The 22,018-nt window shown below is 34.6% G+C and carries 18 protein-coding genes; 11 read left to right on the top strand and 7 right to left on the bottom strand.

Annotated features, from left to right (window positions below; translation table 11 throughout):
* Positions 1 to 34: 34 nt before the first annotated feature.
* The 6 genes from ACAM30_RS10225 to rpe all read left to right on the top strand — a co-directional run bounded on the left by ACAM30_RS10225 (position 35) and on the right by rpe (position 8,455).
* Complete coding sequence (locus tag ACAM30_RS10225; RefSeq protein ID WP_369618401.1) at positions 35 to 754, top strand: hypothetical protein; 720 nt, start codon at positions 35 to 37, stop codon at positions 752 to 754.
* A gap of 20 nt (positions 755 to 774) precedes the next feature.
* On the top strand, positions 775 to 3,510 hold the full coding sequence (locus tag ACAM30_RS10220; protein WP_369618400.1) for a TonB-dependent receptor plug domain-containing protein: 2,736 nt from the start codon (positions 775 to 777) through the stop codon (positions 3,508 to 3,510).
* 5 nt (positions 3,511 to 3,515) lie between these two features.
* Positions 3,516 to 4,748 carry a DUF4249 domain-containing protein gene (locus ACAM30_RS10215; protein ID WP_369618399.1) on the top strand — a complete coding sequence of 411 codons (1,233 nt, stop codon included), beginning with the start codon at positions 3,516 to 3,518 and terminating at the stop codon, positions 4,746 to 4,748.
* Positions 4,736 to 6,472: a hypothetical protein gene (locus tag ACAM30_RS10210; protein ID WP_369618398.1), complete on the top strand. Its 1,737-nt coding sequence runs from the start codon at positions 4,736 to 4,738 to the stop codon at positions 6,470 to 6,472. Before ACAM30_RS10215 ends, ACAM30_RS10210 begins: the two co-directional genes overlap by 13 nt.
* Before the next feature lie 121 nt (positions 6,473 to 6,593).
* Positions 6,594 to 7,457 (top strand): RNA polymerase sigma factor RpoD/SigA, encoded by an 864-nt coding sequence (locus tag ACAM30_RS10205; protein ID WP_007804760.1) that lies wholly within the window; start codon positions 6,594 to 6,596, stop codon positions 7,455 to 7,457.
* A 335-nt stretch (positions 7,458 to 7,792) separates the two neighbouring features.
* Positions 7,793 to 8,455, top strand: coding sequence for a ribulose-phosphate 3-epimerase (gene rpe / locus ACAM30_RS10200; RefSeq protein WP_369618397.1), 663 nt, complete (start codon positions 7,793 to 7,795; stop codon positions 8,453 to 8,455).
* Here the strand turns inward: rpe and ACAM30_RS10195 are convergent.
* Both ACAM30_RS10195 and ACAM30_RS10190 read right to left on the bottom strand, forming a co-directional pair.
* Positions 8,432 to 9,217, bottom strand: coding sequence for a DNA/RNA non-specific endonuclease (locus ACAM30_RS10195; RefSeq protein ID WP_369618396.1), 786 nt, complete (start codon positions 9,215 to 9,217; stop codon positions 8,432 to 8,434). The genes rpe and ACAM30_RS10195 overlap by 24 nt on opposite strands.
* A 121-nt stretch (positions 9,218 to 9,338) precedes the next feature.
* Positions 9,339 to 11,522 (bottom strand): carboxy terminal-processing peptidase, encoded by a 2,184-nt coding sequence (locus ACAM30_RS10190; RefSeq protein WP_369618395.1) that lies wholly within the window; start codon positions 11,520 to 11,522, stop codon positions 9,339 to 9,341.
* Between the two features lie 365 nt (positions 11,523 to 11,887).
* Here ACAM30_RS10190 and surE point away from each other — a divergent pair, with 365 nt between their 5' ends.
* The 5 genes from surE to ACAM30_RS10165 all read left to right on the top strand — a co-directional run bounded on the left by surE (position 11,888) and on the right by ACAM30_RS10165 (position 16,811).
* The gene (surE, locus tag ACAM30_RS10185; protein WP_369618394.1) at positions 11,888 to 12,667 is read left to right on the top strand and encodes a 5'/3'-nucleotidase SurE; all 780 of its coding nucleotides are present in this window, start codon (positions 11,888 to 11,890) and stop codon (positions 12,665 to 12,667) included.
* Entirely contained in the window at positions 12,660 to 12,932 is a 273-nt protein-coding gene (locus ACAM30_RS10180; protein ID WP_369618393.1) for a hypothetical protein, read from the top strand. The genes surE and ACAM30_RS10180 overlap by 8 nt, the downstream gene beginning before the upstream one ends.
* Positions 12,933 to 13,000: 68 nt before the next feature.
* Positions 13,001 to 14,119 carry a lipid-A-disaccharide synthase gene (gene lpxB / locus ACAM30_RS10175; RefSeq protein ID WP_369618392.1) on the top strand — a complete coding sequence of 373 codons (1,119 nt, stop codon included), beginning with the start codon at positions 13,001 to 13,003 and terminating at the stop codon, positions 14,117 to 14,119.
* A 12-nt stretch (positions 14,120 to 14,131) separates the two neighbouring features.
* Entirely contained in the window at positions 14,132 to 14,617 is a 486-nt protein-coding gene (locus ACAM30_RS10170; RefSeq protein WP_369618391.1) for a C40 family peptidase, read from the top strand.
* Between the two features lie 157 nt (positions 14,618 to 14,774).
* Positions 14,775 to 16,811, top strand: a complete 2,037-nt coding sequence (locus ACAM30_RS10165; protein WP_369618390.1) for a ComEC/Rec2 family competence protein — start codon at positions 14,775 to 14,777, stop codon at positions 16,809 to 16,811.
* 50 nt (positions 16,812 to 16,861) lie between these two features.
* On the opposite strand, the gene ACAM30_RS10160 is transcribed toward ACAM30_RS10165, so the two are convergent.
* The 5 genes from ACAM30_RS10160 to ACAM30_RS10140 all read right to left on the bottom strand — a co-directional run bounded on the left by ACAM30_RS10160 (position 16,862) and on the right by ACAM30_RS10140 (position 21,939).
* The gene (locus tag ACAM30_RS10160; RefSeq protein ID WP_369618389.1) at positions 16,862 to 17,308 is read right to left on the bottom strand and encodes a thioredoxin family protein; all 447 of its coding nucleotides are present in this window, start codon (positions 17,306 to 17,308) and stop codon (positions 16,862 to 16,864) included.
* A gap of 272 nt (positions 17,309 to 17,580) precedes the next feature.
* Positions 17,581 to 18,033 carry a thioredoxin family protein gene (locus ACAM30_RS10155; protein WP_369618388.1) on the bottom strand — a complete coding sequence of 151 codons (453 nt, stop codon included), beginning with the start codon at positions 18,031 to 18,033 and terminating at the stop codon, positions 17,581 to 17,583.
* Between the two features lie 227 nt (positions 18,034 to 18,260).
* Entirely contained in the window at positions 18,261 to 18,728 is a 468-nt protein-coding gene (locus ACAM30_RS10150) for a thioredoxin family protein (protein ID WP_369618387.1), read from the bottom strand.
* Positions 18,729 to 18,781: 53 nt separating this feature from the next.
* Entirely contained in the window at positions 18,782 to 20,266 is a 1,485-nt protein-coding gene (locus tag ACAM30_RS10145; protein WP_369618386.1) for a peptide MFS transporter, read from the bottom strand.
* Between the two features lie 14 nt (positions 20,267 to 20,280).
* Positions 20,281 to 21,939, bottom strand: coding sequence for a peptide MFS transporter (locus ACAM30_RS10140; RefSeq protein WP_369618385.1), 1,659 nt, complete (start codon positions 21,937 to 21,939; stop codon positions 20,281 to 20,283).
* Between the last annotated feature and the right edge of the window lie 79 nt (positions 21,940 to 22,018).

The following is a 22,018-nucleotide window of genomic DNA, read 5'->3' as shown; positions in this document are numbered from 1 at the left end:
AGCTATAAACCAAAAACTCAAAACCACCAATCCTTTGAAGAAAAACCAAATAAAAGGTCAATATGTAATTTTATTGGTCTTATTCTTAAATGCATACCTAACTTGCGGGCAAACCAACAACGAAATCTTAGTATACAACTGGTTTGACAAAAATCTGGGTGTGGAATCATTAGAATTTGAAAATGGCCCTGCCCATTTGAACTTCGACAAAACAATCAACAACGAAAATCGGTATTACATTTCCGAAGACTTCAGAAAAGGAAGTATGCAGTATCACGATCAAAATTATTCTGATCTGTTACTCAACTACGATACTTATACCGACGAACTGGTTATAAAACCGTACGGTGAGCTTAACACCACTAAAATTAACCTCTTTACCGAAAACATCAGTTCCTTTAAAATAGGCAATGATCAATTTGTTCATTTAAAATTCCCAAATTTAACCACTTTCAGTAAAGGATACTATGAAGAAGTCCCGGTCGGAAACAATATTATTCTTTACATAAAACACTCTAAAGAGAAGAAAAAAATTAATAAAGCCGAAGTTGATTTAATAGGATATACAGACCGAAAAGAGTTCATCCTTTTAAAGCAGAACAATTTTTATCCCGTAAACGATAAAAAAGAGATCATATCCCTATTTCAGGAGAATAAAAGAAAAATAAATGATTTTTATCTACTGTATAGAAATCTAAGAAAAGAAGATGCTGTATTATTTATGAAAAACCTCCTCAAGTACATAAATAACTAAAATCTGTAGCCATTATCCCAATGAGAATATTTACCCTTCTTTTATTATTTTTCGGTTTTAATCAATGTATTTATTCACAAGATCAAAAGATTAGCATCAATTACAACAACATCAATCGGGTTGAAGTTTTAAAAAAAATAGAAGCTTCAACAAATTATAAATTCTACTTTCAAAATGAATGGATAGACAATAACGTATTAATATCCGGAGATTACTCTAATAAAACCATACAGGATATACTGAACAAAGTCTTTCAAGACACCGATCTGAATTTCTTTATCACCAAAAACAAAGTCATTCTGACCAAGAACAGTATCATCTATGACAAATTTCAAAATGATAAAGTTAAGGCTGGCAATATTCCCGTCTTTTTTCAACAGTACGATTCTGTAAAGAAGAACAAAGCAGATCAGGCTGCTCCTATTGCATTAATTGGAAAGGAAACTATCGATTCTGAAATTGACTTTTACACCATTTCCGGCCACATAACGAATTTAAAAGACGGTAAACCTCTTGCTGACATAACGGTAAAAGCAAAAAATACCACCGTTACAACCGTTACAAATGCTCAGGGATTTTACAGTTTAAAACTGCCTGTTGGATTGGCAACAATCGAAATCGAATCGCTATTGTACAACAACACTGCCCGTAAAATAATGATTTACAGTGATGGTACTTTGGATTTTCCGATAATTGAGAAAATAAATCAATTGAAAGAGGTTTTGGTAAAAGGAAAAAACAGTCAAAACATCAGAACTGCAATAACGGGAGTTACGACAATTGAAGCCGAAGGTGTAAAGACTGTTCCTCTGGTTCTTGGAGAAAGAGACGTCTTAAAAATTGCGCTAACCATTCCCGGAATAAAAACTGCCGGAGAAGGCTCTTCAGGATTTAATGTCAGAGGTGGAAAAGAAGATCAAAACCTAATGCTACTGGACAACGGAACAATATATAATCCTGCTCATCTTTTTGGCTTTTTCTCTTCCTTAAACCCCTACACCATCAATAAAGTTGATATTTACAAAGGAGGTATTCCTTCAGAATTTGGCGGCAGATTGTCATCGGTTTTTGACATTACTTCTAAGAACGGAAACACGGAGAAATTTTCAGGAGAGGGAGGTATTGGCCCGGTTACGAGTAACCTTACTGCTTCGATTCCTGTTGTAAAAGGAAAAGCAAGTTTATTACTGGGAGGAAGAGCGACTTACTCAGATTGGATTCTAAAAACCTTAGATGATGAAAATCTAAAAAACAGTCAGGCATCTTTTTATGATTTGTTTGCAAAATACAGTCATAAAATAAATAAAAACAATACTGTTGAAGGTACCGCCTATTACAGCAAAGACAAATACACTATTACTCCTGACTCGTTGTATCATTACAGCAATCGTTTGATTTCTTTGAAATGGAAACATGCATTTAATGAAAAAAACAACAGCGAATTTAATGTCTCTAATAGCGAGTACAAATTCAGTATCGATTATGAATCTGTTAATCCTGAATCATTTATTTTTAAATACAGAATAAATGAAACTCAGGCGAGTCTTAAATTCAATAGCGAATTGAGCAGCAAACATAAATTTACTTACGGAATATCGAGTAAATTATACAATGTTAACCCTGGCGAACTTAATCCAAATGGAGAAACTTCGATAGTGACTCCTATAAAAGTTGATGACGAAAAAGGACTGGAATCGGCATTGTTTTTCTCTGATAAGTTTAAAATTACCGAGAAACTATTGTTAGATGTTGGAGCACGATATTCCTATTACGCAGCTTTAGGAGCCTCTACACAGAAAATTTACAAAGAAGACGTACCTAAGACTCCTTCAACAGTTGTAGAAGAAAAAACGTATGGTAATAATAAAGTAATCACAACTTATGGAGGTTTTGAACCAAGACTTGCTTTACGCTATATATTCGATGAGAGTCTATTTGTAAAAGCCGGTTTCGATAAAAACTACCAATACATCCATTTACTAACCAATAACACAACCCAGTCGCCTACTGACACCTGGAAGTTATCTGATTTGAATGTAAAACCTCAAAGCGGGCTACAGTATTCTCTTGGAATTTTCAAGAAACTGGATTATAAAGATATCGAGTTAAGCCTGGAAGGCTATTACAAAACCTCTAAAAACATACTCGATTACAAAGTTGGAGCCAACTTACTTTTAAACAAGGATCTTGAAACGGAATTACTTCAAGGTAATGGAAAAGCTTACGGTGTAGAGTTTTTACTAAAAAAATCAACCGGAAGACTTAATGGCTGGCTTGGTTACACTTATTCCAGAACCTTTATAAAATTAGACAGCAAGTTTAACGATGAAAAAGTAAACAATGGTGCCTACTTTCCAACTAATTTTGACAAACCGCATGATGTAAGCATCGTAATGAACTACAAGTTTACACACCGCTACAGTTTTTCTTCCAATTTCGTATATCAAACTGGTAGACCTATAACCTATCCTATCGGAAAGTACAATTACAATGGTGCAGAATACACGTTATATAGCGATCGTAACAAATACAGAATACCGGATTATTACAGACTAGACATAGGATTGAATATTGAAGGTAATCATAAGATAAAAAAATTAGCACACAGTTTCTGGAACATCTCCATTTACAATGTACTAGGGCGTAATAACCCTTATTCTATCTTTTTCGTAACAAAAGAAGGCCAGGTAAAAGCCTATCAAACCTCTATTTTCTCTGTTCCGATACCAACAATTACCTATAATTTTAAATTTTAAAAGTTATGAAAAAGATCTTACGCTACGGATTTCTTATAACGATACTTCTTTCAATTGTATTGGGATGTACGACACCCTATTCGTACCAAACCAATGGTTTCGAAGATGCTCTGGTAATAGAAGCGACCATGACTGACCAATATAAAAACCATCAAATTAAATTGTCCAGAACGTATAAACTTGACGGAAAAAAACCAACCTTTGAAAGTAAAGCAGTGGTATATGTTACCGATGATCTGGGCAATAAATACGATTTTCAGGAAAAAAATGAAGCCTATATTTCCGTAAACCAATTTCAGGCCAGTCCTGGCAGAGCCTATCAATTGCACATCCTTACAAAAAATGGAAGAACATATGTCTCTAACGAAGAAAAATTACCACAGCAAACTCAAATCGAAAAAGTAGAAGCAAAAGCCGTAACAAAAAAAGGGGAACTGGGAGTTGAGATTACTGTAAATAGCAATGATCCAACAAATAAATCCCGATACTACCGATACGAATACGACGAAACCTATCGAATTATTGCCCCTAAAGTCTATAATAAAAAAGCCGTTGCCGTTTTTTTTGCTCCGGGCTCCTACCCAAAAGGGAAAGTGGTATTTGAAGACAGAACAACAGAAGTCAGAGTTTGTTATTCGGATAAAAAATCAAATGAATTAATCCTAACCAATACGAACCAGCTAAGCGAAGACAGAGTTACTGATTTTCCAATTAAATTCATCAGCAGTAAAGACCCCATCATAAGAAGCAGATACAGTATTTTAGTCAAACAATATGTCCAGAATCTTGCTGCCCATACTTTCTATGAAACACTAAAAGAAATTTCTGACATAGGAAGCATATTGTCACAAACCCAACCTGGTTTTTTTTACGGGAACATAAATCCTGTTGACAATCCAGGCGAAAAAGTGATCGGTTTTTTTAATGTATCTTCTTATTCTGAAAAAAGGATCTTTTTTAATTTTACAGATCTTTTTCCTAAAGAACCAATTCCTCCATATCAATATTACTGTCCCTCTCCCGTTCCTGAAAATGAAATAAATGATTTTTATTTCGAATACTGCTTCAATCCTGACATTGAAATGTGCCGAGGGGATGACATTTTAGATTTACTTCAAAACGGAACAAGAACATATTTTCCTAATGAGTTACCTACTACTTACTTACTGTATCCCGTTGAATGCGGAGACTGCACTTCTTTCTCATCAAACATAAAACCATCATTTTGGATAGACTAAAACAGATAATAATCATCACTTTAGCAATGTGTTTTCAGCAAATATTGTTTGCTCAGAAAAACAATGCCATAACTGAACTGAATGCAATAGACCAAACCCTTAATGAATCCATTTACATCAGTACAAATGCTAATTCCTATATAACCGGGGAATCTTTATTTTACAAAATTTTCTGTGTCAATAAATCAACAAACGAAACAGCAAAATACAGCAAAATAGCTTACTTGCAACTCATCGACAGAAGCAAAACAACAGTCCTTACCCATAAATTGTTTCTGGAAAACGGAACCGCCAACAGCGACTTTTTCATTCCCACAACTCTGGAAACCGGAAACTATAAAATAATTGGATACACCAACTGGATGCTAAATAAAGAGGCCTCAGAATACTGTACTCTTGACATTTACATCTTAAACCCTTACAAAGACAAACCTGTAAATACCGTTTCTCAAAAAGAAGTAACTTCAACAGAAACGATAACGAACAAAGACATCTTTTTTAATTTAAAAAGTAAAATCTACAAGAACAGAGATCTGGCAGAATTGCAAATCAATACTAATTCTGATGAGTTTAGAAAAGGGAATTATGTGCTTTCGGTGAGAAAAGCTGATGGTTTTATAACTCAAAAGAAAATCAATTTCGAAGAACTCATTGCAGGCAATACTTATAAAAATACTCAAACAGAAATAAAAAACTCTAATTTCCTATTGCCTGAATTACGTGGTGAACTCATTTCCGGAAAGATACGATCAACACATGCTGATATAAAAAATAAAAAAGTAGCTCTTTCTATCGTTGGTAAAAACTATACTTTGAAACTTGCCAAAACAGATAATGAAGGAAATTTTGTTTTTAATCTGGAAAAGCCTAATTCAAACTCCAATGTAATTGTTCAGATTCTCGAAGACAACAAACAAGATTACACGATTGAAATGGACAAACCAAAAAACATCGATTTTTCAAATTTAAGCTTTCCGGAATTCCAATTCAATTCAGACTTTAAGCAGAATATTTCAGAAAGATTAATTTCCACTCAAATAGAAAACGCTTATTACAATCTTAAAAAAGACAGCATATTAGCCTCAAATGATACCATTCCTTTTTACAACAATTTATCAAAAGAGTTTAAACTGGATGCTTTTACACGATTTCCTACTATGGAAGAAACGATAACCGAAGTGGTGAAAGGTGTCTATTTTTCAAAAGACAAAAACAACTATGCTATTCATGTTTACGACTACGATCCTAATTACGAATCTGCCTTACCCACTTTAATAATTGTAGACGGATTGATTATAGAAGACTTAAACGAACTATTCCATTATAACCCAAAAAACATTCATAAAATCAATGTTGTAAAAGGAATTTACAACTATGGCGCAAAATCTTTTAATGGTGTAGTCTTCTTTACAACTAAAAATGGTGATTACGAAACCAAACTAAAGGGCAGTTTTATTGTCAGACCCGAACTTCTAAGACCACAGTCTAAAAAAGAATATTTCAAACCTGATTATAACGGCACTAAAAACGAGAGAATTCCTGATTACAGACATCAGCTACTTTGGGTTCCTAAAGTAGATTTAAGTGATGCAAATTCGAAAATACAATTCTACACCTCAGATGTTTCCGGGAAGTTTGAAATCACACTGGAAGGATTTTCTGCTTCGGGAAAACCCGTTTTTATAAAAGAAACAATAGAAGTTAAAGACACACTTTCTAATTAGAGGAATGGATAAAAAACAGCCAAACCATTAATTTGTAAAAATAATTTAAATTAATTGTAACTTTTTTTGAACTCATTACGTATAACCATTTGTACACTTAAAAATTGAGGAGACAAAAAACATGAGACAACTTAAAATCACCAAGCAGGTAACCAATCGTGAAACTGCATCATTAGACAAATACCTACAAGAAATTGGAAAAGTTGACCTAATTACCGCCGATGAAGAGGTAGAATTAGCACAAAGAATAAAAGCCGGTGATCAAAGAGCATTAGAAAAACTAACAAAAGCTAACCTACGTTTCGTTGTATCGGTTGCTAAACAATATCAAAATCAAGGATTAACTCTTCCTGACTTAATTAATGAAGGAAACTTAGGTTTAATTAAAGCCGCTCAACGTTTTGATGAAACTCGTGGTTTCAAATTCATCTCTTATGCTGTATGGTGGATTCGTCAATCGATCCTGCAGGCCTTGGCAGAACAATCTCGTATTGTTCGTTTACCATTAAACAAAATCGGTTCTATCAATAAAATCAACAAAATGTATGCTTTATTAGAGCAATCTAACGAGCGTCCGCCTTCTGCTGAAGAAATTGCAAAAGAACTTGACATGACTGTAAATGACGTAAAAGAGTCTATGAAAAACTCCGGACGTCACCTATCAATGGATGCACCTCTTGTTGAAGGTGAAGATTCTAACCTTTATGACGTTTTACGTTCAGGAGAATCTCCAAACCCGGACAGAGAATTAATTCACGAATCATTACGTACTGAGATCGAGCGTTCATTAGAAACATTAACTCCAAGAGAAGCTGATGTTGTTCGTTTGTATTTTGGTCTTGGCGATCAGCACCCAATGACTTTAGAAGAAATTGGAGAAACTTTCGACCTGACTCGTGAGCGTGTTCGTCAGATTAAAGAAAAAGCAATCCGTAGATTAAAACATACTTCAAGAAGTAAAATTCTTAAAACTTATCTTGGATAAATTCCAAAGTTCCAAATATGGTAATTCCAAATTCCGATTATTTTACCGGAATTTGGAATTTATTTCAAAACTGCCTATATTGGACGACAAAGCAAACAACAGTTTGATTGACTGTTCGTTTTTTGATTGATGATTGAAACTCCGGCTGATTACCGGAGTTTTTTATTTTATTTTTTTTACCGCAACGTTTTTAAAAGATCAGACTTTTTAAAAACACAAAGCTCTCTGAATTTATTACTCCGCTCAAAACATAAAACTTTGCATAAATCTTTGCGAGCTTTGCGATTAAAAAAATTAACTTTGCAAAAAAAAACAACACAACACACAACTACACAATGAAGAATACACTTATTGCTCCTTCTGTTCTGGCAGCTGATTTTGCAAATTTGCAACACGATATCGAAATGATCAACAACAGTCAGGCCGACTGGTTTCATATTGATATTATGGACGGAGTTTTTGTTCCGAATATTTCTTTCGGAATGCCGGTTTTAGAAGCTATTTCAAGACATGCTAAAAAAACGATAGACGTACACCTGATGATTGTTGATCCGGACCGTTACATTAAAACTTTTGCCGATTTAGGTGCCAATATCTTAAGCGTACATTACGAAGCCTGTACACACTTACACAGAACGCTGCAAGCCATCAAAGCTGAAGGAATGAAAGCAGGAGTTGCAATTAATCCGCATACTAATATTGATTTATTAGAGGATGTAATCAACGATATTGATTTAGTATGTATTATGAGCGTAAATCCTGGCTTTGGAGGTCAGTCGTTCATCGAAAACACTTATGCTAAAGTAGAAAAACTAAAAGCCTTAATTACCCGTAAAAATGCTTCGACAATTATTGAAATTGACGGTGGTGTGACCAGCAAAAATGCCAAACAATTAGTAGAAGCCGGTGCTGATGTTCTGGTTGCCGGAAGCTTTGTATTTAAAGCTGAAAACCCAACTCAGACTATTGCTGAATTAAAAGCTTTGACTACTTTTTAAATTTTTCAAATTTGGAAAGAAATCAATTCCGGTCATTTTTTCCAAAGTTTCAATGGGAACTACAAAATCATAAAGCGACTTATCGCTATCCTTATTCGGAACTAAAAAAGCAATGGCTTTATGTTCTTTTCCGGTTTTGACTAAAATAATTTTATAAAAATATTTAGGAACAGCAACTTTTTCTGTTCCTATTTTTTTATCCGAATCTTTTAGAATTCCTCCTGTCACTACATAAATGTCATGATACTTTTCGGCCCAATAACGTGTTTTCTGTTCCAATCTGTTCCAAATTCCGCTGTTGAAATCATGATCCTGTGGTGAAATATTGGAAGTGTAAAAAGTATCGTTGTACGCGCTCTCGTTAAACTCCATATCTCCTGCAGGGCAAAGATGCCCCTTATCATAACCCGACTTTTTATAATTCCTCCAGTCCGCAGAACCTGTCGTTACTTTTGGATCTTCAATAAAATAAGGGCGTTTATAATCGGCATTTTTCAAATATTCTTTCTTTAGTTCATAAGCAACCCATTCTGCCTGTTCGAATTTTTCATTGTAAGACAATGTGTAATAGTTATGCTTTACAATTTGTCTGGTCGTAGAAGTCGGCAAATATGCTGCTGTAAATACTGAATCGGAACTGCTTTGATTCGAAACAAACGGAGTCTGTTTTTCCTGTTCTGGCAATTCTACACTTTTGTCATTTTCTTTTTTACAAGACAATAACACAAATCCCAGTAAACTCAAAAGGATATATTTTTTCATTTTTTCAGTTATTTTTTTTCTGGTTTCCAACATCTGTAGAGAGTACCGTTAAATCTACAAAAAAACGCTCCAAAAAATACATTTTGGAGCGTTTTCCTAACAAATTAATCCTTTTACAGCATTAAGACTTTACTAATTTATCTCTTTTAATTTTAGTGGTAGCACTGCTTCTTACCACACCTTTTACTTGTAAATCATCCAAAACATTTAATGCTTCTTCTACATAAACATCTTTAGATAATGCCTGATGCCAAGCCTCTCTTTTTTCTTTTAACGTAGCATCACTCTTCATTTCAAGCTCTTCATAAGGCAATGATTTGAAAACCAAATTATTTTTGTAATCTGAAATTGGTTTGTATTTTTTACCTTCGGTTTCTACTTGTTCCTGAGTTGCTTTGAAATTTTTGATGTTTAAACTATAAGTATTCTCCTTGTTCTTAACATCGATCCATTTAGCATTGTCTTCGATCAATTTAAACTGTGCATTTTGAGCAATTCTGTTTTTACTGCTTTCAATTGCTTTGGTAAAATTTGTATTCGAATGCCATGTGCTATAATCAGCCGGATCTATTTTGTCCCAAGGCATAGCATTGTCGATATCGCGTTCTCCCATCTTTAAGTAAGCATAACGATCCGGCATTACCACATCACTATGAACTCCTTCTAACTGAGTAGAACCTCCGTTAATTCTGTAGAACTTTTGTCCTGTAATCTTCAAGGCACCTAAATCTCCATAATTTGCATTACGAACAAATTGATTCAGATCCAGAACATTCTGAACTGTTCCTTTTCCGTAGGTTTGTTTACTGCCAATGATAACACCACGTTTGTAATCCTGAATGGCTGCTGCCAAAATCTCTGAAGCCGAAGCAGAAAAACTGTTTACCATAATTACTAATGGTCCGTCCCACTCTACTTTTTTATCTTTATCGTACAGTACTTCTTTCTTTTTTCCTGCAGATTTCACCTGAACAATTGGTCCTTCTTCGATAAATAAACCGGCAATATCAACAACAGTCGATAAAGATCCTCCTCCATCGTCACGCACATCAAGTACGATACCGTTTATATCTTCTTTTTTAAGTCTTTCTACTTCAAGAGCAATATCTTTTCCGGCATCACGACCGTCTTTGTTCTCAAAATCGATATAAAATTTAGGCAGGTAAATTACTCCGTATTTCAATCCGTTTCTTTCTACGATACTGGATTTTGCATAGGTTTCTTCAATTTCAACTACATCTCTGATGATTGAAATGATTTTGATGGTACCGTCTACTTTTTTAACGGTAAGTTTAACTTCTGTTCCTTTGTGCCCTTTGATTTTTTTCACAACATCGTCCAAACGCATGCCTACAACATCTACTGGCTCTTCATTTCCTTGTGCCACTTTCAGAATTAAATCTCCTGCTTCAAGTTGTTTTCCTTTCCATGCAGGACCTCCTGAAATTAACTCATCAATTTGAGTGAAATCATTTTTCTTGGTCAATCTCGCACCAATACCTTCTAATTTCCCACTAATATTAACATCAAAACGATCTTTATCTTCAGGCGCAAAATAGCTGGTATGAGGATCAAAACGAGTCATGATTGAGTTTACATATACTGAAAACCAATCTTCTTTATTCAAATCTTTAATCAAACTAAAATTGTCGTCTAAAGATTTTAATGAACTTTCACGCGTTTCTTTTTCCAGAGTTTCAAAAGTTTTTTCCTTGTAGTTAGGATCTGTTTTCTTTTTATCCTCTTCTAATTTTTGTTTGGTAACAAGCGAAGAAAGTGTAGATAACTTAATTTGTTTTCTCCATCTTTCATTGATCTCTGCTGTATTTTTGGCATACGGCAATTTGTCGTAATCCGCATTGAAAGTCTCATCAATATCGTAATTGAAAGGCTGTGCTAAAATTGTCTTATAACGTTTTTTGCTTTCTTCCATTCGTTTCATCAATCTGGTATAGGTAAGATTGAAGAACGTTAAGTCCTTATTCAAAAACTGATCGTCCAATTGCAATTCATATTGTTTGAATTCGTCAATATCCGATTGCAGGAAGAATCTCTTGGAAGGATCTAATGCTTCGATATAATCTTTAAAAATTCCCTTAGAGAATTCATCATTTATTTCTGCGGGACTGTAATGTCCTTTTTCAATGACAAATGCTAATAATTCTAAAAGTGTTTTATCTCTATTCGGGTCCGGATCCGCTGATTTGTCTGCATTTATCTTAAAAGCAAACAACGTCAATGACAAGCATAATACGGCTATAAGTATTTTATAATTTCTTTTCATAAACTTAATAATAGCATTCATCAAATTTTTTAATCTAAGTTACGGTAAAAACTGTGCCAACAAAGCCAAGCCCGCTATAATTTTTTGTTAAAGGTATAAAAATGTTTGACGCGCAAAAATCTTCTTGAAATTAGTTGACAAATTTTGCTCTTTTTGTTCGTTTTCTACCGAAATCTGTCACTACATTTGCTTAATACCCTTAGAGCCTGTTTAAAATTTATTTACTGGCTTTCTTATGATGATTTTCGGCTGCAACTTCGTTAAATTTTTATACAGTAGCACTGCTATTCTATAAAAATTTGCCTTGTTTCGCTCGAAAATCCTTTGATAATAAATCTCAAAAAATAAATTTTAAACAGGCTCTTACATAAAACTACAATTTTAGTATGAAAAATGAGAAACCTTTAATATTAGTTACGAATGATGATGGCATTTTAGCTCCCGGAATCAGAGCTTTAATCAGTGTAATGGAAACTATTGGCGAAGTCGTAGTGGTAGCACCGGACAAACCTCAGAGTGCCATGGGTCATGCTATTACCATAAATAATACTTTGTTTCTTGACAAAATCTCTAAGGAAGAAGACATTGTAACCGAATACAGCTGCTCAGGAACTCCTGTAGATTGTGTCAAACTGGCTGTTAATGAGATTTTAAAAAGAAAACCGGACTTGTGCGTTTCAGGGATTAATCACGGGTCAAATTCTTCTATAAATGTAATTTATTCCGGTACGATGAGTGCTGCTGTAGAAGCCGGTATAGAAGGAATTCAGGCCATTGGATTTTCTTTACTGGATTTTGACTGGAATGCCGATTTTGAACAAATTAAATCATTCGTTAAAAAAATTACCCTGGAAACTCTGGAAAACAAACTTCCTCCTGGTGTGGTTTTAAATGTAAATTTCCCAAAGCTAAAAGAAGAAGAAATCAAAGGAATAAAAATCTGCCGTCAGGCGAAGGCTTACTACTCTCAAAAGTTTGACAAAAGACAGACTCCTTTTGGCAAGGATTATTACTGGCTTACGGGAAAATTCACAAACGAAGATCAAGGTGAAGACACTGATGAATGGGCTTTAGAAAACGGATACATTTCAATTGTTCCGGTACAGTTTGATCTGACCGCACATCACACCATGCAGCAGCTTAACACCTGGAAATTAAATGAATAAAAAAGAGATTATTACAGGCTTTTTTATTGGAATTTTCACGGCTTTGCTCGGAAGTTTTTTGTTTGTTTCGTTTTTTACCAAATTTGATTTCTTTACCGGAATTCAAATCCTCAAACAGCAAGGATATCTTGGAAAAGTAATTACAATCGGTACCGTTTTAAATCTGGCCGTTTTCGGTATTTTTCTAAAAACGAACCGGGAATTGATGGCCAGAGGTGTTGTTTTAGCAGTCATTGTTCTGGCGATTTCAACTTTGTTTATTTAAATCTTATCTTTGTGCTGCAAAAATTATTTTGCGTTTAAAGTTGGAAACACACTTTCAAAAAAATCAATATGAAGTATTACATAATAGCTGGTGAAGCGTCAGGAGATTTACATGGTTCTAATTTAATGAAAGCCTTGTATGAGGAAGATCCTCAGGCGGAAATTAGATTTTGGGGCGGTGATTTAATGCAAAAAGTCGGCGGAACTCTGGTAAAACATTACCGCGAACTGGCTTTCATGGGTTTTGTTGAAGTTCTTTTCAATTTGAAAACTATATTGAACAATATTAAAATTTGTAAAAAGGATATCACAGCATTCCAACCTGATGTTTTGATTTTCATAGATTATCCAGGATTTAATATGCGTATTGCAAAATGGGCTAAAGCGCTACATTATAAAACGCATTATTATATTTCGCCACAAATCTGGGCCTGGAAGGAGAATCGTATCAAAGCAATCAAACATGATATCGATAAGATGTTTGTGATTTTACCTTTTGAAAAAGGTTTTTACGAAGACAAACATCATTTTCCTGTAGATTTTGTGGGGCATCCTTTAATTGATGCTATTCAGAATCAGCCTTCTTTTGATGAAACAACCTTCAGAAAAGAAAACCAACTGGGAGAGAAACCTATTATTGCGGTTCTACCTGGAAGCCGTCAGCAGGAAATCACAAAAATGCTGAGTGTGATGCTGAGTGTGGTGGATGATTTTCAGGATTATGAATTTGTAATTGCCGGTGCTCCGAGTCAGGATTTTGAGTTTTATCAGCAATTCATCAGTAATAAAAATATCAAATTTGTATCGAACAAAACGTATGATTTGTTGCGTTCTTCAACCGCAGCTTTGGTAACATCCGGAACCGCTACATTAGAAACGGCTCTTTTTAAAGTTCCTGAAGTAGTGTGCTACAAAGGAAGTGCTATTTCCTATCAAATCGCCAAGCGTATTATCACGCTAAAATACATTTCACTTGTCAATTTAATCATGGATGAAGAAGTGGTTACTGAATTAATTCAGAATGAATGTAATACGAAACGAATTAAAGAAGAATTACAAAAATTACTAACATCTGATTATCGTGAAAAATTACTGAAGAATTATAACATCTTAGAGCAAAAATTGGGAGGTGTCGGAGCCAGTAAAAAAACAGCAAAGCTTATTGTAGCTGATTTAAAACACGTTTAAAACTTTCTTGCTTTGAAAAGAATATATTATTTAATACTCATCACTGTCCTTTTTGCTTCCTGTAAATCGGCTTCAACAGCAGTGGGTAACAAAGAATCAAAGCGGGAAAACAGATATATTGTAACCCATTTAATCGAACACGCAACAGACAATATTGGGGCGCGGTACAAAGCCGGAGGTACCACAAAAAGCGGCTATGACTGCTCCGGACTAGTGTTTACCACTTTTGAGTCGGAAAATATAAAACTACCCCGAAACTCTTTTGAGCAGGCTAAGGTGGGAAGAATCATTAAATTTAATGATGCACAAAAAGGGGATTTGATTTTCTTTAAAACAAACAGAAGCAAACAGATCAATCATGTTGGACTTATTGTAGAAGTAAAACCAGATGAGATCAAATTTGTGCATTCTTCTACCTCAAAAGGAGTTATCATTTCATCCACCAAAGAAGCTTACTATCAAAATTCATTTGCTCAAATCAACAGAATACTTGAATAAACTGTTGGGCGTAATTATTTTAAACACATAGAAGCATAGATTTAATACTCTCAAAAAAGACGTTTCACTTCTTTAAAATACACAGAGGTTACTACACATAAGACCCTTAGCTGCATTTATATTCTTTTTCTTACAAATAATTTAATACTTTTGGTTCATGAAAGTATTAGATTTCCCTTTAACTAAAATTACCATTTGGTTTAGCTGCGGTATTTTGACTGCTTATTATTACCCGTCAAAATTTTCAGTCGTAACTTCCGTTTTTATTCTTGGTTTTATTGCTTTTTTACTTGTTTACTCTTCTCTTCAAAAGAAAAACAAGCGAAATATCTTTTTCGGAACAGGTATCTCTTTCATTTCTTTCCTTATTGGCATTGCGACGCTTTTACTTCATACGGAATCGCTCCAGGAATCCAACTATAGCCATTGCAAAGAAGTTTTTAGCTCTCCACAAACGATAACTTTTGTAGTACGCGAAAAACTAAAAAGCAACGCATACAGCGACCGCTATTATGCGCAGGTAAAGAAAATCAACAACAGAAATTACTCCGGAAAAATTCTTGTAAATATAGAAAAGGACAGCGCCAAAAATCCAATTATTATTGGAAGCATAATAAAAGTCAAAACCATTTTACAACACACTAGTTCAAATAGAAACCCAAATCAGTTTGACTACCAAAAATACCTTTCAGACAAGCAGATTTACGGACAGCTATATCTCAATAAAACAGAAATCAAGGTTAATAAAAAACTTCAAAAAGACATCTGGTATTACTCCGGACGTTTGCATTCACGAATTTACAACAATCTGAAGAAGGCAGGTTTTCGTCAAACGGAAATGAATGTTGCACTTGCTCTGATATTGGGACAGCGACAAGAAATTTCAAACGATCTGATTCAGGATTACCAGTTCTCCGGTGCCACACATATTCTGTCTGTTTCCGGCCTTCATGTTGGTTTTATCATGCTGTTCATTAGTTTTATTTTAAAACCTGTTCCCAATACGCGAAAGGGCTCTTTACTAAAACTGATTTCAATACTGTTGTCTCTTGCACTTTTTGCTGTAATCTCAGGATTATCTCCGTCAGTACTGCGTTCTGTTGTCATGTTTTCTTTTCTTGCTGTTGGCAGCCATCTTAGAAGAACAGGAAGTACGTATCATACTTTACTCGTCTCTTTGTTTTTAATTCTACTCTTCGAGCCTTACTTTTTGTTTGATGTTGGTTTTCAGTTAAGTTATCTTGCTTTGTTTTTCATTCTTTGGCTACAGCCTCTCCTGAACAGTTTCTGGCTTCCGAAGCTTAAAATTTCAAAACTCCTCTGGAACGCTCTAACCGTTTCTTTCGCTGCGCAAATAGGCACATTGCCTTTATGCTTGTACTACTTTCATCAGTTTCCGGGATTGTTTTTTGTGACCAATATCGTTGTGATTCCTATATTATCTTTCATCATGATTGCCGGAATTATAGTGCTGCTTATTGCCATTTTTTGTCCTCCACCCATTATTCTGACTGAAATATTTGAAAAAAGTATTTTCCTCTTAAACTATACCATCCATTACATTGCATCACTCGAGTGGTTTGTTATCCGTAACATTAGTTTCAACTTCTGTCTTTTGATCTCCTCTTACTTTCTAATTGTTTCTGCCATAATCTGGGGTAAGAAAAAGAATTATCAAACAACGTTAGCTGTATTGATTTCAGTTATAACATTTCAGATTTCTATGATCTATACCAAAAAAGAAACGGAGGTCAAACGTGAAATGATTGTTTTCCATACGAAAAGCAACACCATAATTTCTCAGAAAAGTGGAAGTCATATCAAAGTGTTTTCAAATGACACTCTTTTACTTCAATCCCCGAAAGCGACTCTTCTAAGTTCTTATTTGTCGAATGATTTTAGCGAATTAAGTACTACTGTCAGCATCAAAAACCTGTTGTATTTTAATGGCCAAAAGATCTTAGTGATTGACAGTTCCGGAGTTTATACAATCAGCTCCCAACCTGACATATTGTTATTGATTCAATCTCCGAAGATCAATTTAGACCGTGTTTTGCAAGAACTGCATCCTAAAATTATAATTGCAGATGCATCGAATTCCTACTCTATTCAAAAAATATGGAAAAGCAGTTGTCATAAAAAAAACATCCCTTTTCATGCCACAGCCGAAAAGGGATTCTATTCTTTAAATTAATCAGCATTTATCCTTAAGAAGACAAAATAACTGATCTTATTTTACAAGGCTTACGGATTCAAAATTAAATTTGCATCTGCAATCCAGGCTTTCGCACCTCCTTGCTTGTAAGGAACCAATCCTAAATTATTAAAAGTGGTTTTACCTTTTCGAACGGAAGCCATTAAAAGACACACTTGTGGAAGTTCCTGAATCCCTAAGGCATTTTTTAACTTGACATTTTGCTCTTTTACCATGTCAGAAGCTTCCGGGTCTGACATATCCAGTTTTACCAAAATGACATTATCACGTGACCATACTGCAAAATCAGGTGTAACAAAAATTTCACTCTGGATTCTCTGCGAAACTCCGGCAGCAGTGAAAAAAATTAATAAGGGCCGTTTTTGTGAATCACTCGCCATTATGGCATCATTCATATCTGTCTTCCAAATCAAATTTTGCGAATGCAGGCCAAACGAACCTAAAAAAAGTAATAAAATAAGTAGTTTTCGGTTCATACTAAATTGTTTTTTTAAGTAGGTTAATGCGACTAAATTAACATAATATCTTCACCAAACAAGTGAAAATCAAATAAAATGAGTTAAAAAACCAACAAAAACCCAAATTCACTAATAAAGTCTTGAATTTTTAAGAAAATAAAAAAATATATCCTTTTAAATGACAAAACCACTGATTATCCGGGTAAACCGTTCAAAAGAAAAAATCCCTTCTCACCCGAGGGCAAAAAGGGAATCTACAAATTAAACTAAGTAACTTAATTTAAATCTTACTACTCACCTGAATGCAAAATTGCATTTGACTCCGCAATCCAGGCTTTGGCACCACCCGGTTTATACGCAATTTTTCCCAAGGCGCTAAATGTGGTTTTATTTTTTCTAATTGAAGCGCTTGCAAAACAAACTTCAGGCAAGTCCTCAACTCCAAAAGCACTTTTCAATCTCAGTTTTTGTTCTTTATCACTCTCGTCAGCTGTGCTGTCAGACAAATCAAGTTTTACAAGAATAACGTTGTCACGGGACCAAACGGCAAAATCAGGGGTTTTAAAAATTTCATTCTGAAGATTTTCCGGTACACCTGAGGCAGTGAATAAAATTAGCATTGGTTTTTTCTGTTCATTACTAAGCGCAATAGCATCGGTCATGTTTGTTTTCCAAACTAAATTCTGCGCCTGCATAAAAATTGAACCTAAAAAAAACAGCAGGATAAGTATTTTTTTGGTCATATTAAATTGGTTTTTGGTTAGAATATTAAGACGAAATTAACATAATATTTTAATTTTCCAATTTTTATTAATACAAAAAATGTATTATGTATTTTTTTAACCAAATTAAATTACAAAATAAACAATAAGTGTAAAATTTAGCTATTGCTTTTTCTTACGAAACAAAAAAAACTCCTTACCAGAAGGCAAGGAGTTTTTTAAACTATAATTGTAATTTAATGTTTGTTCTATGATTTTTTAGGATGCACAATTCCTTCAGCAACTGTTAGCCAAGCCGTTGGACCACCAGCAACATATCCTGTCTGACCCAATCCTTTAAAATTCACTTTTCCGTCTTTTGCCTCAGCATTTGTGAAATAAATAGTCGGGAATCCCTGAATTCCAAATGCTTGCTGCAATTCATTATTTTGGTTTTTAAGCTCCGGTGTCTGAGGTGTTCTTCTTGGATAATCAAGTTCTACTAACACTACATTGTCGGTCGCCCATTTTTTGAATTCAGCCGTTTTTAAAACTTCATTCTGCAAACGAATACACCAACCACACCAGTCACTTCCGGTAAAAAACATTAATAAAGGTTTTTTCTCTTTATTACTAACCGTGATCGCTTCTTTAACATCCGTATACCATTTTAACTCTTGTGCCTGCGTTACAAATGCTCCCGCTAAAAAAAGCGTTATTAAAAATATTTTTTTCATATCCTTCTATTTTACACACAAATTTAAACAAAAAAAGAATCGCAAAATGTCGTCTATTTTACTTCTTGCATTAATTTTTTTATAATTGGTGAAATTGCGATTAATATAACTCCTGCAACAACAGAGTAAATGGCCAACTGATAATATCCTTCGGTATAAGACTGCAGTTTAGAGAGCAAAGTATCACCTGTATTTGATCTTGAAATTTCAGCACCTAACTTTCCTGCAAATAACTGCCCGAATGCACTGGCCAGGAACCACAATCCCATCATCATTCCGAATAATCTTTTTGGAGATAATTTGGTAATGATTGACATTCCGATTGGCCCTAAACAAAGCTCTCCGATAGTGGTTATCAGGTAAGCGAGAGTAAAGACATTCAGAGACGCTATACCTTCTACGGTTGCAAAAAACTTGGTCAAATAAAAGATATAAAAGGAAGCTCCCAGAAATAAAAATCCAATTCCAAATTTAATCAGGGTGTTAGGCTCTATTTTACGTTTTCCAAGCCAAATCCACAACAAACCAATTAGCGGACTTAAAACTACCACAAAAAAGGTATTGGAACTATTGTTTACTACGTTTGGATCTATAGTAAAGAATAACAGCTGATTACTCAGATTGTCTTTTGCAAAAAGAGACAATGAGCCTCCACTTTGCTCATAAATGGAATTAAACAACAAATAGAAAAATACAAACAAAAAGGCTGCAAATAGCTTTTTCTGCATTTTTACATCTCCCAGCTTTATCAGCTCATAAACAAAATACAGTACTGCAGCTATACCAATTGTATACATGAAGTAATCGGTATAATCTGTATTTTTTACCATTACAAAAATGAATGGCAAACTTAATATGGACACTACGTATACCATTATTTCACGGATTTTTCTTTTACCTGCATCCAGGTGTAAAAGAGGAGAATCGCCAATTGGTCCTAAATATTTTTTTGTAAATAAGAATGTTAGCAACCCTAAAAACATTACAACGGCAGCCGACAAAAAGCACAATTGCCATGAATAATATTTCCCAAGGTAAACACATAAGGCTCCGCCAAAAAGTCCGCCAACATTTATACCGGCATAAAACATCCCGTAACCCGCATCTCTTCGGCCATCATCTTCATGATACAATTCTCCGACCATCGAAGAAACATTGGGCTTAAAAAAACCTGTCCCGATAATAGAAAAAGCAATCCCGTAATAAAAGAAATCATGAGGAGAAACTGCAATTAAAAGATTCCCAAGAATCATAACGATTCCTCCAAAAAACAAGGATTTCTTAAACCCTAATACTTTATCGGCAAAAATACCTCCAATAAAAGTAAAGGCATATACAAAAGCCTGAATAGCACCATATTGCTCGCTGGCATGATCTTCTTTCAAGAAAAGCTGATCTACCATAAAAATAACCAAAACCCCACGCATTCCGTAAAAGCAAAAGCGCTCCCACATTTCGACAAAAAACAAATACCATAATTGTTTCGGATAATTGCCCTTAAAATTTTGAATTTCTTCTAAAGTGACTTTTTGCTCCATTTATTTATAAATAATTAATTAATTCCTCTTTCTTTCATCACTTTATTAAGCTGCTTTAATAAAACAAACATCAACACTGTTGCAAACATCAGCAGTGCAAAATTTACCCAAAAAAAGTTGACTTTATTGTCGTAGCTATCCCACATACTGGCTAAAACTCCACTTAATTTATTTCCTATAAAAGTAGACAGGAACCAGCCTCCCATCATTAAGGAAGTGATATTAACGGGGCTTAACTTAGAAACTACCGATAAGCCCATAGGACTCAAAAACAATTCTCCAATGGTTATGATACCATAATTTGCCACTAACCACCACGCACTGACTTTCTCTGTTCCGTTATCTCCCATTTTTACAGCGGCTATCATGACCAAAACAGACAGAGCCGAAATCAGTAAACCGAAAGCAATTTTTGTAGGTGTTGAAGGTTCTTTTTTACGCATTCGTAAAAAAGAGAAAAAGGCAACAACCAAAGGGGTTAATATAACAACCCAGGCCGGGTTAATAGACTGACTTAAATTTGTAGCCCAAAGATGAACCTTAGCACCTTCTTCCGGCAATTTATCCGAAGCAACATTTCTAAAATATAGAGGATAATTTACTTCTTTTTTAACCACTCCATTTACCTTTTGTAAACGAAACTGATCGTCGTACAGTTCAGTAGTGTCCTTTTTATACTCTACTTCTTTTGCCAGTTTTAGTTTAGCAATCACCTTACCGGTAGTTCCGGTTACTTCTCTGTCAGTATATCGGTCTGCCCAGGTAGTAAGTGCCGAGCCATTAAGCTTAAAAACTGCCCAAAATAAAATCACTACTCCAAAAATAGCCAGCAAAGCCCCTATTGATCGCTTGTCTTCTGTTTTTGCTTTAAAATAAAGCGAACCATAAAAGATAACTATTGGAATACACGCAAAAATAAAAGCGTCTGTACTGTCGGAACCAAATATAGAACTGTTTGCATTAGCATCTGAAGCGACTCCTTTTATCAACCAGCCAATTGCTCCAAAAACAAAGGAAGGCAATAAAATAAACAGTATAATTTTATAAAAAGGCATATCTCCTTCCTGTACTCCTTTTTTCTGGTCGTATCCCACATAATGTTTCGTACCTAACAAAAATACAATAACACCTATAAACATTCCGACACCCGCTGCCATAAAAGCCCAATGCCATCCTAAAAGGATTTGCAAAGCAGCTCCAAAGAAATTACAGATAAAGCCTCCAACATTAATTCCCATATAGAAAATATTATAGCCTTCATCTTTTTTATCTCTATACTCTTCTTTAGAGTAAAAACTCCCGAGTAACGTAGAAATATTGGGTTTAAAGAACCCATTCCCAACAATGATCAAAGTCATGGCGATATAAAGCATGGTCAGATCGTGTACTCCAATTAAGAAGTAACCGACTCCCATTAAAATTCCGCCAAGAACGATCGATTTTCTATATCCCAAATATCGATCGGCAATCAGTCCGCCAATAAACGGAGTCAGAAAGACTAATGCTATAAAAGTTCCGTATAAATCAGATGCCTCTTTCTCGGTCATAGCAAAACCGGTCTTTACATCTTTCAGATATAAAGTAAAAATTCCGATCATTAAATAATAACCAAAACGTTCCCACATTTCAGACAGAAACAAGAATGACAATGCTTTTGGGTGTTTTTTCCACATAACTATAAAGTCTTTAAAATTAAAATTACCTACAAGCCTAAACCTGTAGGTAATTTTTTATATATGATTACGATTTATG

Source organism: Flavobacterium sp. CFS9 (assembly GCF_041154745.1).
GTDB lineage: Bacteria > Bacteroidota > Bacteroidia > Flavobacteriales > Flavobacteriaceae > Flavobacterium.
The sequence above is the reverse complement of the archived record's forward strand: the minus strand, read 5'-3'. Positions and strand labels throughout refer to the sequence as shown.

Bases quoted from the DNA above. Each gene is read 5' to 3' on its own strand.
- ACAM30_RS10220 (WP_369618400.1), top strand. From the start codon at position 775: ATGAGAATATTTACCCTTCTTTTATTATTTTTCGGTTTTAATCAATGT.
- ACAM30_RS10215 (WP_369618399.1), top strand. From the start codon at position 3,516: ATGAAAAAGATCTTACGCTACGGATTTCTTATAACGATACTTCTTTCA.
- ACAM30_RS10205 (WP_007804760.1), top strand. From the start codon at position 6,594: ATGAGACAACTTAAAATCACCAAGCAGGTAACCAATCGTGAAACTGCA.
- rpe (WP_369618397.1), top strand. From the start codon at position 7,793: ATGAAGAATACACTTATTGCTCCTTCTGTTCTGGCAGCTGATTTTGCA.
- ACAM30_RS10195 (WP_369618396.1), bottom strand. From the start codon at position 9,217: ATGAAAAAATATATCCTTTTGAGTTTACTGGGATTTGTGTTATTGTCT.
- ACAM30_RS10190 (WP_369618395.1), bottom strand. From the start codon at position 11,522: ATGAATGCTATTATTAAGTTTATGAAAAGAAATTATAAAATACTTATA.
- surE (WP_369618394.1), top strand. From the start codon at position 11,888: ATGAAAAATGAGAAACCTTTAATATTAGTTACGAATGATGATGGCATT.
- ACAM30_RS10180 (WP_369618393.1), top strand. From the start codon at position 12,660: ATGAATAAAAAAGAGATTATTACAGGCTTTTTTATTGGAATTTTCACG.
- lpxB (WP_369618392.1), top strand. From the start codon at position 13,001: ATGAAGTATTACATAATAGCTGGTGAAGCGTCAGGAGATTTACATGGT.
- ACAM30_RS10165 (WP_369618390.1), top strand. From the start codon at position 14,775: ATGAAAGTATTAGATTTCCCTTTAACTAAAATTACCATTTGGTTTAGC.
- ACAM30_RS10160 (WP_369618389.1), bottom strand. From the start codon at position 17,308: ATGAACCGAAAACTACTTATTTTATTACTTTTTTTAGGTTCGTTTGGC.
- ACAM30_RS10155 (WP_369618388.1), bottom strand. From the start codon at position 18,033: ATGACCAAAAAAATACTTATCCTGCTGTTTTTTTTAGGTTCAATTTTT.
- ACAM30_RS10150 (WP_369618387.1), bottom strand. From the start codon at position 18,728: ATGAAAAAAATATTTTTAATAACGCTTTTTTTAGCGGGAGCATTTGTA.
- ACAM30_RS10145 (WP_369618386.1), bottom strand. From the start codon at position 20,266: ATGGAGCAAAAAGTCACTTTAGAAGAAATTCAAAATTTTAAGGGCAAT.
- ACAM30_RS10140 (WP_369618385.1), bottom strand. From the start codon at position 21,939: ATGTGGAAAAAACACCCAAAAGCATTGTCATTCTTGTTTCTGTCTGAA.